Raw genomic sequence first — 15,238 nt, 5'->3', positions numbered from 1 at the left:
CCTCAGTTTGACACATGAGCTTACGGATTAATGAAATCAAGAACCTAGAGGAAGTACTTTAGCCAACAAGATTTCACTCAACAACTGATGTGGTAGCCCCCTCCCCTGATTGTGGAACACTGGGCAATTCCAAGCAGTAACCTGCACCGTATACTGTTTTGATATAGCGGGGATGACGAGGGTCTGGTTCTAACTTAGTCCTTAAGTGACGGATATGCACTCGAATGGTTTCAATGTCATCATCTGGGTCGTAACCCCAAACTTCCCGGAGGATTTCGCTAGGAGAAACTGTCTGTCCATGACGCTGTAGCAAACAGTGCAGCAATTCAAACTCTAAGTGAGTTAATTTCACAGTTTCACCAAACCATATAGCCTCAAATCTTTCGGGAACTAAAGTAAGAGGGCCATAGTTCAAAATTTCGCTGTGTTTGGCTGCTTGGGGAATGCGGTCAGTACGTCGCAATAAAGCACGTACTCGCGCCAGCATCTCCTCAACTTCAAATGGTTTGGTCAGATAGTCGTCAGCTCCGGCGTTGAAACCTTCTACCTTATCTTGAGTTTGACTGAGGGCAGTCAACATCAAAACAGGAATTTCAGCTGTGCGCTCATCCCGACGCAGGCGTTGACAAACGGTAAATCCATCTACTCTGGGCAGCATCAGATCAAGCATGATCAAGTCTGGTTGTAGCTGGAGAGCTAGGGCTTGACCTTTAATGCCGTCTTCCGCTTGGCTGACATCGTAGCCAGCCATTTCTAGGTTGACAGCAACGAGTTCTGAAATCGCTGGGTCATCGTCTATTACAAGAATCCTTGGCATTCTTAAAAAGATATTACTACTTATTAAGGATAAATAAGAACCTTTGATAGATACAAAGATTTCTGTCTTGATTATAAGAAAGATTTTAAATCTAACATAAACCTTAAAACTACCAGAATTAAGAAAACAAAACTAAATTACATAAAATTCTCAGCATGACATGTTTCCCTCCCTACAATCCGCCTTTGTTTCTGTAAAATGATGTTGTTAAACTGTCTACACTACTTTATGGGGAAAACGTAATTGGCAAGATACAATTCTTCATCTAGAGCCGAAGTATCACAAAAAAGTATTAATGCGTGGACAAGATGTACCAATTTTTTGTTTACTTGCCATACCTAAAAATGCTTACAGTATGATTGTAGGGACTTATGGTATTACAGGCGATCTAGAGAATGATTTTTAAGATTGTTCAAGCCTAAAGCATACGCAAACGGATATGCCACAGTTCTATGTGATTATCAAATCTCACAAAACTGCTGAATTTTCCCCAATGCTGAATCTCAAGGAGTATTTTAGGTTAAGATAGCGATTCACCCAAATTATGATGCAAGGCGATCGCTTACTTATTTAGTTCGTCACCCAATTGGTTGGTAGTTAGGGCAGATGATCACCAAAACTTCAAAATACTAGCATGGCGAATACATGACAAGCATCCGGGTAGCTTAGATACACAAACTAATAACAGAGTAAACACTATCTGAGTCTTTGATAACGAACTGGTAATTAAGCGCCTTGGATTTCTCTCTGTAGAAGCTTATTATGCAGCAAACAGTCCTCTACAACTGTTACCGGAGATATCAAAACTTGGTATATTGTTTACGTTGCCGACGCTCCTTTATTCATCTAGACTTGGTTGCTGATTTACAAACCGCTTGTAGCACTAATCCCAATTATAGATTTGCTGGTAACTCGTTACGGCGATCGCTTGGGCTATCTCAATAGTAAACGGGTGCAGAGACAAGCTCAAGACTTGATATTTGGTGGACTTGGAATCGGGTTTTGCAATGATTGGACTATTTTACAAAAAAGCCTGCTTTCACAGGCTTTGAGACAGTAAATTAACTACACAAGGTAATACTCTCGTGGCTGCTCTTTGTCTATTTAAAGCTAGAATAGTGGTCACTTAAAGTTCTAATCAGGCTAGCTTTGACTATACAGATTTACTGTCTAGACAGATGCTGGCTTTTTTTGAGGCGTTTGCCCAAGAAACCCATTGCGAATAGTCCGAGAATTGTTCCAGGTTCAGGAATGAGAGTAGCAGTCAAGCTACCACCAAGATCCAACCGACAACTTGGATTTGTCGGTTGACTTTGGCAAAAGGCTGGTGATGTTTCGGGTGAATTATCATCTTTTAAAAAGATTGTGCCTGCTGGTATTCCTTGGCTAGAATCACCAAAAGTATAGAAGAATAATCCTTGCAAAACTGTATTAAAATCACTACCTAAATCAAACCCGTTAGGTCTGTCAAAGTTACCTGTTTGCAGTACCGTTTTTTTAGACCTATCAAAATTGAAATTAAAACTACTACTCGAATTAGGAAAGCTGTAATTAAACTCCCTCAATAAAACTCCTTGAGGATTGAAGAAGGAAATATCAAAACTCTTTAGCTGATCCTTAGTAATGATATTCCCACTAAAAGCATCATCATAACTAAACTTGCCTTGAGCTGAATAACCTTGATTTCCTGTCCAAGAAAGATTGAAGGCAGCTGCATTAGCTTGAGCAAGATTGGTGAAAGTCGCTACTGAGGTTAGGGCAGCAATAGCTACTGTAGTTTGAATTTGGTTCAAAATACTTTTCATGTTGTTGATTACAGCAATGGGTTTAGTTTTGTATTGCTAAAACGCTGACTATACCTGACTAAGATAAACAATAACAAAATAGACTCATGTGATTAACTAAACACATGAAACTCAGGCATAGTCTGTACTAGAATGCTTAGTTCTCAATAGCTAGATTGACTAACTTATGAGAATTGAACGCAGCAGTAGTTTTAATATGTGTTAATAATCCACACAACTACTTAGGGAGATTTTACCATTAGATTTAATTTAATTTTTGATTTAACTACCTATTTTTTAAGTGATTATACATAAAAAACATATTCATCAAAAAAACATTTTATTTGTATTGTTTAAACTCTTCTTAAACTCTTTTTAATCAATGATTGATTTGCTGAAGTAATTTTTATTTTTTTCCAAATACGTATATAAATTAATAATTAATAGGTCGAAAGCAAAAATTCCCTCACTTCTGAATAAGTTAGGGAGTTTAACTATATTTTTGTGCTTAATCTTGATCAAGATGATATAAGTATTTGCTTCTGGGAAAATACTATGAATGAAAGCAATTCTATAGTTATTTAATCTTCTAATAGTTTCAATAAGATTATAATAATCTATTTTGTTACTAAGTATTTTCCTTTAAATCAAACATTACCAACGCTTAACCTATATCAATTAATTTCTCAGTAATAAAGCATTTTATGTAACCAAATACTCCCATGACTTTATCTAGACGGAAATTTTTTACATTAGCAGGTGCAAGTGCCGCCGGAACATTAGCTGCTTCTCCTTTAGAAGGTCTTTTAGCTAGAGCCGCTTTTGGTCAAACAACGCTTACAACTACAGGATATGGTCCGCTTTTCATCGGTTCCGACGGGCTTTTAGCAGTACCAAACGGATTTCAGTATCGGATTATATCTCGTAGAGGCGATCGCATGATCGATGGTAATCCCGTACCTGGAAATCATGATGGTATGGCAGCCTTCCCAGGTCCCAGAGGTACAACAATATTGGTTTGTAACCACGAATTGAGCAACACCTCTGGAACAAAAGTAATTGTACCCCAAGGCTTCGAGTACGATTCTGCTAGTAGAGGTGGTACTACTAATTTGGTTATAGATTCTAATCGCCAGCTAATTAAACAGTTTGCATCTCTTGGTGGAACCATTCGTAACTGTGCAGGTGGCCGAACTCCTTGGGGTTCATGGATTACTTGTGAAGAAAATGTCAGTACTCCTACTAGCACTGATGGGTCTACAAAATTCCACGGTTATAACTTTGAAGTTCCAGCTAGTGCAACTGGTCCTGTACAGGCAGTTCCTCTAAAGGCAATGGGACGCTTTAATCACGAAGCTATAGCTGTAGACCCCGCAACTGGAATTGTTTACCAGACCGAAGATAGCGGAAGTGGTCTATTCTACCGTTTCATTCCTAATGTACCTGGCAAATTAGCGTTAGGTGGTAAACTCCAGGCGCTGAGAATAGGTGGTACTCCTGGTAGCGCTAATAGTGTTAACACCGCTACTGGTTTCAATACAGGACAAACATGGACAAACATAGACTGGGTAGACATTCCTGAACCCGACCCAACTACAGATAATGTCCGCGTACAAGGTCGTGAGTTAGGAGCTGCTAGATTTGCCCGTGGGGAAGGTATTTGGTACGGTAATGGTGAATTGTATTTCTGTTGTACCAGTGGTGGACCTGGAAATCTTGGACAAGTTTTCCGTTATGTTCCTGCTACTAATACGCTTCAACTGTTTGTACAGTCTCCTGGCGCATCTGACCTTCGTGCGCCCGACAACATTTGTGTTGCACCTTTTGGCGATCTGATTATATGCGAAGATGGTGATGCTCCCAATTTCTTGAGAGGTGTAACTCCTGACGGAAAATTATATAATCTGGTACGTAACAACTTTGAGGGTGGTGCTAGTGAGTTTGCTGGAGCTTGCTTCTCTCCTGATGGCCAAACTCTATTTTTCAATATGCAAGGACCTGGTATTACCTTCGCAATGTGGGGTCCTTGGCGTTCACGAGTTTAGTGATAATAGCAAAAATTCACTGCTCTTATAACTCTAGTTGAGAACAGCGATCACCTCTGTGTTAACTTGAGGATCAGCGATCGCTTCTCATTCACCCCGCATCACTGGTGGTAACATTTCTAAAACCACAATCTGCAAATCAGGAAACTCTAAAGGAGTAATAACTGCATCTTCTGCTAAAACGACTTCGCTTTTATAACCTTCTGAAGTTGGTTCTCTAAAGACGTGCAATTGACGATTAACTACATCTAATACCCAGTAATCTTGAATCCCTGCTTGCGAATAGGCCTTAGCTTTTGCCTCACAATCTAATTTCAAACTATTATCTGCTACCTCAATAATTAGGTAAACTTCAGATGGTGTAGGGTGGTGGTCTGCGTAATCTAAAGGATCTACTTTTACAACAGCAATATCTGGTTCTGGTTCAGAGCGATCGTTTAACTTTACAGGGTCTTGAACGGATACCCAAGCTTGTTTTCCTAACCTATTTTTGAATAAGTAATCCGTCCTTCCTACTGCTGATCTATGAGCCGTTCCTTTAGCAATCATCCAAATAATTTTCCCTTCTAAAAGTTCCACCCGTTCGTCTGCACCAAAAATACCAGCCTCAGCCATCCGGTGATATTCTTCTACTGTCCACAGACGAAGTTGTAATGTTGTTTCTGTGTTTTGCATAATTAGGGACTAGGGACTAGGGGAGCAGAGGAACAGGGGAGCAGGAGAGCAAAACTATGGACTATGGACTAATGACTAATAACTAATGACCGATGACTTTTAATCTTGATTTAATGATGCAAATATTTGAGATGTTTTGAGACTTAGTTGTGTGAATTGTGGAGAGATAACTAAATCATTACCAGAGAAATTTCCTACTTCAGTGTATGATTTATCGGTAAGTTGTAAAACTAATATAGTTTTAGTTTCGGGGTCAATAATCCAATATTCAGGAATACCACAATCTTGATACTGCGATCGCTTGGCGATAAAGTCTCTATCTCTCTGCAATTCCCCAGGACTAACTACTTCTATTACCAGTAGAGGCGGTAGCATGGATAGGCGTATAGTATTACGCTTTGCTAACTGCTGAATATGTTCTTCACGAATAATTGTTAGTTCAGGATAACGGTTTCTGGGTTCTCCTCTCACTTCCAGTTCTAACCCATAGCCTCGTACTCGATTAATTCCTATAATAGATGCAAAAATAAGTAAAAGATAATTGGCAATTTGAACATTAGTTCCTGGTTTTGGGGAAATTTCAATTAATTCTCCATTGAACAACTCATAGAATTTATCTGTGCCATCATCATAAGATAGGTATTCTTCAAAGCTTTGAAATCGTGGTTTTACTTCTAGCATCAGCGTTTCTCCATTATGAGTTAATGCTCGATTTCTTACTTTCTATTTTCTAACCTCTAGCCTTTAACCTTCCACAATTTGAATTTCATCTAACCGACTAATCACTACATCTGCACCTTGCACATTATGGGGTTTATTTATCCAACTGATACCGATACAACCTGCTGCTTTAGCGTTACGAGCTAACTGCACATCACCAACAGCATCACCTACCATTAATGTAGCGCTTGGTTCTACGCCTAAAATTTTGCAAGCTTGTAACAATAATATGGGATCTGGTTTACTAGGGCCGTCATCTACCCCTATTTGCGCTTGGATGTAATTAGTTAATTGATGATGGGTGACAAAGTTTTTTACTTCTTGGGTTGAGGCGGCGGAAACGATACCAAGTTTGAGTCCGGCGGCTGATAATGATTGTAAAATTTCTAATGCGCCTGTAAATAAAGGTGCTGGGGTTACGCCAAGATACTTTTCTGCATCATCCAAAGCTTGACGCGCTGTTCTGAGTGAGTCAAACCATCCTTTCCCAGTTTCGGCGATGTAGGCGGCTGTGGCTATTTCTGTTTCGCGGCGACTGGATACCGCCACTATACCGGCTGGGTCGAGAACATCGCCGTTGATGCCATAAGCCATTAACAAGGGTTCGCCAGTACCAGGAAATTGAGCGTCGATGATTCTGGCTGCTTTTTGTCCGAGCGATCGCAAGTAAACTTCTGAGTCTTCTAAAGTACCATTTTTATCAAATATAATTGCTTGAATGTTAGTAAATGTAATGTCTCTACACTTAATAGTTGCCACAGTATCAACCTCAAATGAATACAAAATAAAAAAAGAGGGAAAACCCCTCTTTTACTCTTTGATATTTTAAATGACAGTTAAATCAAAACTATCTTACTCTTCAATAGCTGCTGGAATTTCTTCTTCAACTACAGGATCTTCGGTAGCAGAAGGAATTTCAATTTCTTCCTCAATTACATCTTCTGCACCTTCCACTGGTAGAGTAATGCCTTGTTGTTTAGCCAACAATTGTTCTCTGTATTTAGCTGCCATTTCCTCGGCTTTATCATAAACCAAATCACGGTTTTTGATCATGTCACCGGGTTCTGGTTCTAACTGCTTGGTAGATAAAGAAATTCTGCCTCTTTCCGCATCCAAGTCAATGATCATTACTTTCACTTCATCATTGACATTGAACACGCTATGGGGTGTATCAATATGTTCGTGGGAAATTTCTGAGATGTGTAACAAGCCGCTAACACCACCGATGTCAATAAATGCACCGTAAGGCTTGATACCGCGAACTGTACCGATAACTACTTCACCTACTTCTAGGCGGTTCATCTTGCGCTCAACCAAGGCGCGACGATGAGATAATACAAGACGGTTACGCTCTTCGTCTACTTCTAAGAATTTTAAGGGTAGTTCTTCGCCTACTAATTCTTCTTTGGGTTTGCGGGTGCTGATGTGAGAACCAGGAATAAAGCCTCGTAGTCCTTCAATTCTTACCAAAGCACCACCACGGTTGGTAGCAAACACGCCAGAGCGGACTGTAGCGTCTTCTGCTTGTAATTGGCGTACACGCTCCCAAGCACGCATGTATTCGATGCGGCGAATGGATAGGGTTAGCTGTCCATCTTCGTTCTCATCGGTAAGGATGAAAAATTCTCTGGTTTCGTTTGATTGTAAAACTTCTTCCGGGGCATCGACCCGGTTTATAGACATTTCTTGTATAGGTATATATGCTGCTGTTTTAGCACCTATGTCAATCAGAGCGCCGCGCGGTTCTATACTAAAAACTGTACCTGGTACGATGTCCCCAGGACTAAAGTGATAGTCGTACTTGTCAAGTAGGGCAGCGAAATCCTCGTGAGTAAATCCAATTTCTGTAGCGGTTAAATTCTGATTGACCATGCTGATTTGTTCCTGGTTCGAGTCTCCGTAGTGGTTATGCCATATTAGCCATGTGTATGCAACTGCCTGAATGGGTAGTGTACACTTATATCTTTGTCTTATCCTAGCGCAGAAAAGCTAGTATTCACACATATTAACTTCCAGATAGATAATTGTATCACAATCTATCTGTGAAAATTTTGTTAGCAAGTTTTTTGGTAGGGAGCATAAACCCATATAACTTGTAATTATAAATTCTTTGTTCTGAATTTCAGAGAATAAACAAAAAAATTTAGACTTTCTTGTTGTTTAAGCCAAAACAAACAATATCCGTTGTTTTCCTAGAAAAACAACGGATATAAGCTTTTATTGAAATTAGGAAGAGTAGTATTAACTACCTTACTTCTCTTTTCTCTCGATGCGGGGTGGTTCGCGGAATGCGATCGCAAAAAAGAGAACGCCTATTGCTAGGGTCAAAATTAAAATGTACGCAACGCTTTCCATATTAAAAACTCCTGCCTATCCAGCGAGTAATTAAAGTTATGAGTGCTGAGTTAATCCTTTAACTCAGCACCTAGATTAAGCTTCGTTCCGAACGCGGGTTGACTTGTCACCCACTTTCTGGAATAAACCCCACTCTACTTGTTCTTCTAGATCCGCATCCACACCAGCGAATACATCTCGGTAGATTGTCCTAGCGCCGTGCCAAAGATGACCAAAGAAGAATAATAGAGCGAATACAGCATGACCGAACGTAAACCAACCTCTGGGAGATGTACGGAATACACCGTCAGAGTTTAAAGTTTCACGGTCAAATTCAAAGATTTCGCCGCCTTGAGCTTTACGGGCATATTTCTTCACATCGGCGGGGTCGGTAAAGGTTTTACCATTCAAATCGCCACCGTAGAAACTAACTGTTACACCAGTTTGCTCAAAGCTATACTTAGATTCTGCCCGACGGAAGGGGATGTCAGCGCGGACAACACCATCAGCATCGGTCAAGATTACTGGGAAGGTTTCAAAGAAGTTAGGCAGACGACGTACAGTTAGTTCGCGTCCTTCAGAATCCTTGAACACAGCATGACCTTGCCAAGATTGGGCAATACCATCACCCTTAACCATTGGCCCGGTACGGAACAAACCACCTTTAGCGGGACTGTTACCTACGTAATCGTAGAATGCTAGTTTTTCAGGAATTTGTGACCAAGCTTCAGAAAGGCTTGCACCTTGAGCTACGCTGTTCTGCACGCGGCGCTCAATTTCTTGATGGAAGTAACCTTGATCCCATTGGTAACGGGTGGGGCCGAACAACTCAATTGGGGTGGTAGCGTTACCGTACCACATGGTTCCGGCGACTACGAAAGCTGCAAAGAATACTGCCGCAATACTACTGGAAAGTACGGTTTCAATGTTACCCATCCGCAGGGCTTTGTAGAGCCTTTCGGGTGGTCTAACTGTGAGGTGGAATAAACCAGCGATAATACCGACGATACCCGCAGCAATGTGGTGAGCTACTACACCGCCTGGGTTGAATGGGTTAAATCCGTCTGGCCCCCATTCTGGTGCTACTGGCTGGACGCTACCAGTTACCCCATAGGGGTCAGAAATCCACATTCCCGGGCCAAATAAGCCTGTGAGGTGGAAAGCACCAAAACCGAAACAAAGTAGACCAGATAAGAACAGGTGAATGCCAAACATTTTTGGCAAGTCGAGAGCAGGTTCACCAGTACGAGGATCTCTAAAGAGTTCCAAATCCCAGTAAACCCAGTGCCATACGGCAGCTAGGAACAATAGACCAGAAAGTACGATGTGAGCAGCAGCAACGCCTTCAAATGACCAGAAACCAGGGTCAGTTGCAGGGCCACCAGTCACGCTCCAACCGCCCCAAGATTGGGTAACGCCTAGTCGTGCCATGAAGGGTAGCACGAACATGCCTTGCCGCCACATCGGGTTGAGAACTGGGTCACTAGGGTCATAAATAGCTAGTTCGTATAGTGCCATCGAACCAGCCCAGCCTGCCACCAGGGCTGTGTGCATCAAGTGTACAGAAATCAGCCGTCCTGGGTCATTCAGAACAACTGTATGTACTCGGTACCAGGGTAGTCCCATCGACTACGCTCCTCCTCGATGAGTTATGTTTACAAAACAATTTTCTTACTTAAGGTTCCAAGGTTGGAAGCCTCACCTCGGACTTCTCTGAAATTTTATTTATTGCCAGAGTCTGATCCTTTACCACGTCTAAATTTATTAATCCAGAACAGTGGGTTATTTGGCAAGCTCAACCGCTTGGGATTGTGTCCCTAGAGGGTAGCGATCGCCAAGTAAAAATGAGAATGTTTTAAAAAGTGTAACTATTGATGGAACTGTTTGCAAGCGGTTCAATCAATGTGATTGCCTCGCCTGTAAGGTTCATCTTCCCATAATTCGGGGTTAGAAGTTATTCTGTGTAACTTTATAAATCTTTACAATTAGAGTAAAAGTATTGTTTCTATACTTCTGGCCGTTGCTAATCTTACTGCCCACTGCCAATGCTGAGTTAAGCACCAGTACCAAGCATTGCAGCCACATCGATTTCTTTGAGGCAGGTTTCTCTAGACAAAGACAGTATGCAGTCGATTATACTGAGTAAGTCGTTGAGAGGAATGGCTTTACCACCTAAAAGCGCTTTTTTTCCAAAATCTTCAAGGACTTCTGGCGTTCCCACGTTGCCAGGATTAATTACAGTTACGCTAATTTGTTGTGATCTTAGTTCCTCTCTTAGCGCATGAACTACACCACGTAACCCAAACTTAGATGCTGAGTTTGCCACTTCTCTAGCAGGAAAGTTATCGCGTCCAGACAAGGCTCCCATGAAGATAATTTTTGGATTTGCCGAGCGCCGCAGTGCAGGTAAAAGGGCTTTAACCAAACGAATTGGGGCAACTAAGTTAACTTCGATAACTCTTGTAATATCTTCATCTGAACAATGCTCAAAGTTGTAATCAGGGGTGAAGGCGTTTGTTTCCCATGTCCCACCCATATACAACAAGGCATCTAGCACATCGCTACCGACTGCTTTTGCAGTTGTTTCCATACCAGACAGGGAAGATAAATCAGCGCTTACCCACTCCCCAACAGGTGCTAATGTACGAGATACAGCCAGTAATCGGTGGGACTTGGGTGCAAAGTGTGAGGCAACCGCAAGACCAATTCCACGACTAGCACCTGCAACAACAAGGGTGTTAAACATTGAATCAAATTCGCTACAGTTACTCATGCAGTTTATCTTGCAGGAGCCACAAATGACATTCAATTCAAGTTTTTAGCCTCTCTTTCAGGTTTCTCCTCTTGAATATTGACTATTACAGCAACATCCGATTTGAGAGTGGCTAATTCTATGGTTTTGCCTACATTGAAGCTTAATAAACATTAACTATTTTAAAACTAAACAAATTTCAGACGGAGATTTTAAAGCCGCCTGAAAATGATGTTATATCTACTTTCTACTTATTGCTAGATTTTCTGCTTCAAACTATGTTTGAGCTAAAGTAGGACTGATTGAATGTTTTGCAACTGACACTTAGCTTCTGCTGTCTCTAAACGTTCAATTACTTGTTCTGCTGTCATGAGGCGTTTTAGCACTACTTGACCGATAGCTTGGCTAACTATAGCTGATGTGGTTGGTTTAACTTCTACAGTAATAACGGCATCTTCAATGCGATAAAGCCACATTAATTCGTTGTTTTCTACTAGAGAAATATTGAGACGTTGAATGTCAGGTTGCCTACGCCATGCTGTTATCTGCCATAATCCTTCAGATCCCCATACTCTACCAATAGTCCATCCTTCAGTAAGAAAGAAATATTTCACGGTTTGAGTCCCTCTATGGCAAGTTTTATTTGTTTGATATCTACGAAATATAAACCCTGATAAACCACAATTTATAACAATTTTACTCAATAAATTAAATGATGAGTCAATAAAAATTGTTGATTATTTACTAAATATCACAGCTATAGATTAAAAATGTTGAATTATTACAATTTAACAGCGTTCAATTTTCCTAATTAATCTGGCAATACTTAATACTTAGTTACTTATTAGCTTTTATACAGAGATCCAGAAATATTGGATACTGATACAAAACTTTACATGAATGGTTACACTAAGCTCTAAAGAGCCTAAGTAGGTCTCCTATTGCAGCCTAAAAGAAATACTTATTAATCATAGTCATCTTCAGTTTGGTGATATAGTTTTTAATATTTCTAGTGCTTCATCGCACCAATTTATCCAAGCTTGCTCATAGTTAATTCCCGCCTTTAAAACTAAACTCCTCAGTTTTTCTTCCTTATTTAGTTCCCTTGGATAAGGACAGTTTTCTTTTTCTATTTCTCGATAGGTAAGTAATTTATCTAAATGGATTCTGCGGTAACGTGCAACATCTTCTATCAGCACGCTTACTGGTACTATACCGCCAGAAAAAATTTTGACTAATAAATCTTCTCTAATGGTGTCTGGTTCACTGGGTTTGTGCATCCACTCGATTAGGTGTTGCTTTCCTTGTTCTGTGATTGAGTACACTTTTTTATCTAAGCGACCTTCACGGGGAATAACTTCGGACACAATCAAACCCGCAGACTCAAGTTTACCCAGTTCTCTGTAAATTTGTTGCTGAGAAGCTTGCCAAAAGTATCCTACTGATTCGCTGAAGACTTTAGACAAATCATAACCACTGTGGGGAGCATCAATTAAACAGGTCAGGATTGCTTGCGATAAACCCATAAGGAACTACTTGACAGATATTTTCTTAAGTGTACACTAGAGTTTGTACACAACAAATTGAGTAAAACTTTTTGATAATAAAATGTTGTATACAGTAAATTTAGCTGCCAACACCCAGGCGGTAACTCATGCAAAACCTTCATCCAGACCAGTTCAGGAATCTCAAGTATCCGAATAGATCGCTTATCGTTGGTATAGTTGCCGTAGGCTTGGCAAGTGTGGCTGGTTCGTTATATTTGCTAGTGCGACCAGGGAAAGAAATTACCCCAGTTGTGGTTGATCATCGTCCTGTAATCAAAGCTGTTACGGCTTTAGGGAGGATAGAACCGCAAGGTGAAGTTGTACAGGTATCAGTTTCGCAGACTGCTGGGAGTAACCGCGTAGTCGAACTTTTAGTCAAACAAGGCGATCGCATCACCAAAGGACAAATCATTGGTATCTTAGATAATCACGATACTCGCCTTGCAGCGTTAAACAGAGCAAAACAACAAGTTGTAGTAGCACAGTCGCAATTAGCGCAGGTAAAAGCAGGAGCAAAACAGGGAGAAATTGCTGCGCAACAAGCCTTAATTGCGGAACTAGAAGCAGAATTACGCCAAGAAGTTGCAGCCAGAGTGGCGACGGTGAAGCGCTTAGAAGCAGAAGTGAGAAATGCACAAATTGAATATCAACGTTATCAATCTCTGCAAGAAGCTGGTGCAGTTTCCGCCTCTATGAGAGATAGTAAAAAGCTGACACTAGAAACCGCCGAAGCCAGTTTACGAGAAGCCTTAGCCAACCGCAGCCAAACATCAGAAACCCTACAAGAAAGACTCAGACAAGCAAAAGCCACCTTAAACCAAATTGCCGAAGTGCGTCCTACCGATGTGCAAGCTGCACAAGCACAAATAGATAGTGCTAAAGCCGCAGTCCAAGAAGCTCAAGCGAATTTAGAGTTGGCTTATGTCAGGTCGCCTAAAGCTGGTCAAATCCTGAAAACTCATACCTTAGCTGGGGAAGTAGTCAGCGACAAAGGTATTGTCGAAATCGGACAGACGAATCAAATGTATGCTGTAGCCGAAGTGTATGAATTGGATATCAATCGCGTCAAAGTCGGACAACGTGCAACAATCACCCAACTTAACCTACCCGGAGAATTAACTGGAACCGTTGAACAAATCGGCTTACTCATCGCCAAAAAAGACGTACTCAACACCGACCCAGCCGCCGACATTGATGCGCGAGTAGTAGAAGTCAAAATCCGCCTCAACCCCAAATCAAGCAAGCGAGTCACAGGCTTAACTAACTCCAAAGTCAAAGTTGCGATCGCATTGAATTGAAGGCAGGAGGTAGGAGGCAGGAGGTTAGAGGAAAAGACTGTTGACTGTTGACTATGGACTAATGACCAATGACCAATGACCAATGACTAATGACAATGAAAAATATAGCATGGTTGCAATTATCGCGGGAAAAGGCACGGATGCTAGTGGCGATCGCTGGGATTGCTTTTGCAGATGTGCTAATGTTTTTACAACTTGGTATTCGGGAAGCTTTGTTTGATGGTGCTGTGCAACTACACAACAGCTTAGAAGGCGAGATTGTGCTGGTGAATAGCCGCTACAAATCTCTATTTTCGCAGGAGCGTTTCTCACAACGCAGACTTTACCAAGCAATGGGGTTTACTGGTGTGCAATCAGTTAGTCCTATCTATGTTGACCCCCTGGCTTGGAAAAACCCTGATAACCAAGAGACTTGGAATATTTATGTCATTGGTTTCAATCCCGAAGAAAAAGTCTTGAATTTAGCAGGTGTACAAGAAAATTTACCTAAATTAAGAGAACCTGATACTGTCTTATTTGATCAAGGTTCGCGGAAAGAATTTGGTCAGATTGTGTCTCGATTTAAAACTACTGGTTCCTTCACCACAGAAGTTAATAATCGTCAAATCAAAACTGTTGGTTTATTCAAGCTAGGAACCTCTTTCGGCATCAATGGCAACCTAATTACTAGTGATGTAAACTTCTTCCGTCTCTTTAATCAAAGACGGCAACCAGGGTTAATTGATATAGGATTAATTAAGTTAGAAACAGGAGCAAATATAGATTGGGTAATAGCTAATTTAAAAGCTAATCTTCCTGATGATGTCACAGTATTAACAAAACAACAATTTGCCGACCAAGAAAAAAGCTATTGGAATACAAGCACACCTGTAGGTTTTACATTTACATTGGGTGTAATTATTGGTTTCATGGTGGGTGCAGTCATTGTGTATCAAATTCTCTATAGTGATGTTTCTGATCACCTGCCAGAATACGCCACATTAAAAGCTATAGGTTTCAAAAACCGTTATCTACTCATAATTGTTTTTCAAGAAGCATTGATTTTAGCTGCAATTGGCTTTATTCCCGGCATTGCCATTTCCCAAGGCTTGTACATGATTACCCGTCAAGCAACACTCCTCCCCATCATGATGACATTAGATCGGGCAGTATTTATCTTTATGCTCACAAATTTGATGTGTTCAATCTCTGCATCTCTAGCCATTAGAAAACTACAATCTGCCGACCCTGCTGAAATTTTCTAAATCTTTATGTAGTCAATTATGT

At 40.9% G+C, this 15,238-nt stretch carries 16 protein-coding genes; 5 read left to right on the top strand and 11 right to left on the bottom strand.

The genetic code is table 11. The features are described 5' to 3' along the window. Positions 1-73: 73 nt before the first annotated feature. The gene (locus NSMS1_RS14545) at positions 74-817 is read right to left on the bottom strand and encodes a response regulator transcription factor (protein WP_224094616.1); all 744 of its coding nucleotides are present in this window, start codon (positions 815-817) and stop codon (positions 74-76) included. Positions 818-1,579: 762 nt separating this feature from the next. On the opposite strand from NSMS1_RS14545, the gene NSMS1_RS14540 reads away from it, so the two are divergent. Together NSMS1_RS14540 and NSMS1_RS14535 are read left to right on the top strand one after the other, a co-directional pair. Continuing rightward, a complete protein-coding gene (locus tag NSMS1_RS14540; protein WP_224094614.1) occupies positions 1,580-1,762 on the top strand; it encodes a hypothetical protein in 183 nt (60 codons plus the stop codon). Next, positions 1,719-1,877, top strand: a complete 159-nt coding sequence (locus NSMS1_RS14535; protein WP_224094612.1) for a hypothetical protein — start codon at positions 1,719-1,721, stop codon at positions 1,875-1,877. The genes NSMS1_RS14540 and NSMS1_RS14535 overlap by 44 nt, the downstream gene beginning before the upstream one ends. Before the next feature lie 103 nt (positions 1,878-1,980). Here the strand turns inward: NSMS1_RS14535 and NSMS1_RS14530 are convergent, their stop codons facing one another. After that, entirely contained in the window at positions 1,981-2,622 is a 642-nt protein-coding gene (locus NSMS1_RS14530) for a PEP-CTERM sorting domain-containing protein (protein ID WP_224094610.1), read from the bottom strand. A gap of 701 nt (positions 2,623-3,323) precedes the next feature. Here NSMS1_RS14530 and NSMS1_RS14525 point away from each other — a divergent pair. Further along, on the top strand, positions 3,324-4,646 hold the full coding sequence (locus NSMS1_RS14525; protein ID WP_224094608.1) for an alkaline phosphatase PhoX: 1,323 nt from the start codon (positions 3,324-3,326) through the stop codon (positions 4,644-4,646). An 87-nt stretch (positions 4,647-4,733) separates the two neighbouring features. Here NSMS1_RS14525 and NSMS1_RS14520 read toward each other — a convergent pair whose 3' ends face one another. From NSMS1_RS14520 to NSMS1_RS14480, 9 genes are all read right to left on the bottom strand, one after another. Next, positions 4,734-5,321 (bottom strand): Uma2 family endonuclease, encoded by a 588-nt coding sequence (locus NSMS1_RS14520; RefSeq protein WP_224094606.1) that lies wholly within the window; start codon positions 5,319-5,321, stop codon positions 4,734-4,736. Between the two features lie 99 nt (positions 5,322-5,420). Further along, positions 5,421-6,002 (bottom strand): Uma2 family endonuclease, encoded by a 582-nt coding sequence (locus NSMS1_RS14515; RefSeq protein ID WP_224094597.1) that lies wholly within the window; start codon positions 6,000-6,002, stop codon positions 5,421-5,423. 63 nt (positions 6,003-6,065) lie between these two features. Further along, positions 6,066-6,800, bottom strand: coding sequence for an HAD family hydrolase (locus NSMS1_RS14510; protein WP_224094595.1), 735 nt, complete (start codon positions 6,798-6,800; stop codon positions 6,066-6,068). Positions 6,801-6,893: 93 nt separating this feature from the next. Continuing rightward, positions 6,894-7,913 carry a 30S ribosomal protein S1 gene (locus NSMS1_RS14505; RefSeq protein ID WP_224094593.1) on the bottom strand — a complete coding sequence of 340 codons (1,020 nt, stop codon included), beginning with the start codon at positions 7,911-7,913 and terminating at the stop codon, positions 6,894-6,896. A 378-nt stretch (positions 7,914-8,291) separates the two neighbouring features. Continuing rightward, positions 8,292-8,396 carry a photosystem II reaction center protein T gene (locus tag NSMS1_RS14500; protein WP_082727189.1) on the bottom strand — a complete coding sequence of 35 codons (105 nt, stop codon included), beginning with the start codon at positions 8,394-8,396 and terminating at the stop codon, positions 8,292-8,294. A gap of 75 nt (positions 8,397-8,471) precedes the next feature. After that, positions 8,472-10,001, bottom strand: coding sequence for a photosystem II chlorophyll-binding protein CP47 (psbB, locus tag NSMS1_RS14495; protein WP_224094591.1), 1,530 nt, complete (start codon positions 9,999-10,001; stop codon positions 8,472-8,474). 427 nt (positions 10,002-10,428) lie between these two features. Beyond that, positions 10,429-11,121, bottom strand: coding sequence for an SDR family NAD(P)-dependent oxidoreductase (locus tag NSMS1_RS14490; protein WP_224094589.1), 693 nt, complete (start codon positions 11,119-11,121; stop codon positions 10,429-10,431). A 293-nt stretch (positions 11,122-11,414) separates the two neighbouring features. Beyond that, the gene (locus NSMS1_RS14485; protein ID WP_224094587.1) at positions 11,415-11,741 is read right to left on the bottom strand and encodes a hypothetical protein; all 327 of its coding nucleotides are present in this window, start codon (positions 11,739-11,741) and stop codon (positions 11,415-11,417) included. A gap of 366 nt (positions 11,742-12,107) precedes the next feature. Further along, complete coding sequence (locus tag NSMS1_RS14480) at positions 12,108-12,653, bottom strand: PadR family transcriptional regulator (RefSeq protein WP_224094585.1); 546 nt, start codon at positions 12,651-12,653, stop codon at positions 12,108-12,110. Between the two features lie 128 nt (positions 12,654-12,781). Between NSMS1_RS14480 and NSMS1_RS14475 the strand changes: the two genes are divergently transcribed. Both NSMS1_RS14475 and devC read left to right on the top strand, forming a co-directional pair. Next, positions 12,782-13,972, top strand: coding sequence for an ABC exporter membrane fusion protein (locus NSMS1_RS14475; protein WP_224094583.1), 1,191 nt, complete (start codon positions 12,782-12,784; stop codon positions 13,970-13,972). An 89-nt stretch (positions 13,973-14,061) separates the two neighbouring features. Continuing rightward, positions 14,062-15,216: an ABC transporter permease DevC gene (gene devC, locus NSMS1_RS14470; RefSeq protein WP_224094581.1), complete on the top strand. Its 1,155-nt coding sequence runs from the start codon at positions 14,062-14,064 to the stop codon at positions 15,214-15,216. Positions 15,217-15,238 lie beyond the last annotated feature (22 nt).

The organism is Nostoc sp. MS1, from assembly GCF_019976755.1.
GTDB lineage: Bacteria > Cyanobacteriota > Cyanobacteriia > Cyanobacteriales > Nostocaceae > Trichormus.
The sequence above is the reverse complement of the archived record's forward strand: the minus strand, read 5'-3'. Positions and strand labels throughout refer to the sequence as shown.

What these genes read in the sequence shown, in the direction of transcription:
- NSMS1_RS14545 (WP_224094616.1), bottom strand. Translation starts at nt 817, where the DNA reads ATGCCAAGGATTCTTGTAATAGACGATGACCCAGCGATTTCAGAACTC.
- NSMS1_RS14540 (WP_224094614.1), top strand. Translation starts at nt 1,580, where the DNA reads ATGCAGCAAACAGTCCTCTACAACTGTTACCGGAGATATCAAAACTTG.
- NSMS1_RS14530 (WP_224094610.1), bottom strand. Translation starts at nt 2,622, where the DNA reads ATGAAAAGTATTTTGAACCAAATTCAAACTACAGTAGCTATTGCTGCC.
- NSMS1_RS14525 (WP_224094608.1), top strand. Translation starts at nt 3,324, where the DNA reads ATGACTTTATCTAGACGGAAATTTTTTACATTAGCAGGTGCAAGTGCC.
- NSMS1_RS14520 (WP_224094606.1), bottom strand. Translation starts at nt 5,321, where the DNA reads ATGCAAAACACAGAAACAACATTACAACTTCGTCTGTGGACAGTAGAA.
- NSMS1_RS14515 (WP_224094597.1), bottom strand. Translation starts at nt 6,002, where the DNA reads ATGCTAGAAGTAAAACCACGATTTCAAAGCTTTGAAGAATACCTATCT.
- NSMS1_RS14505 (WP_224094593.1), bottom strand. Translation starts at nt 7,913, where the DNA reads ATGGTCAATCAGAATTTAACCGCTACAGAAATTGGATTTACTCACGAG.
- NSMS1_RS14500 (WP_082727189.1), bottom strand. Translation starts at nt 8,396, where the DNA reads ATGGAAAGCGTTGCGTACATTTTAATTTTGACCCTAGCAATAGGCGTT.
- psbB (WP_224094591.1), bottom strand. Translation starts at nt 10,001, where the DNA reads ATGGGACTACCCTGGTACCGAGTACATACAGTTGTTCTGAATGACCCA.
- NSMS1_RS14490 (WP_224094589.1), bottom strand. Translation starts at nt 11,121, where the DNA reads ATGTTTAACACCCTTGTTGTTGCAGGTGCTAGTCGTGGAATTGGTCTT.
- NSMS1_RS14480 (WP_224094585.1), bottom strand. Translation starts at nt 12,653, where the DNA reads ATGGGTTTATCGCAAGCAATCCTGACCTGTTTAATTGATGCTCCCCAC.
- NSMS1_RS14475 (WP_224094583.1), top strand. Translation starts at nt 12,782, where the DNA reads ATGCAAAACCTTCATCCAGACCAGTTCAGGAATCTCAAGTATCCGAAT.
- devC (WP_224094581.1), top strand. Translation starts at nt 14,062, where the DNA reads ATGACAATGAAAAATATAGCATGGTTGCAATTATCGCGGGAAAAGGCA.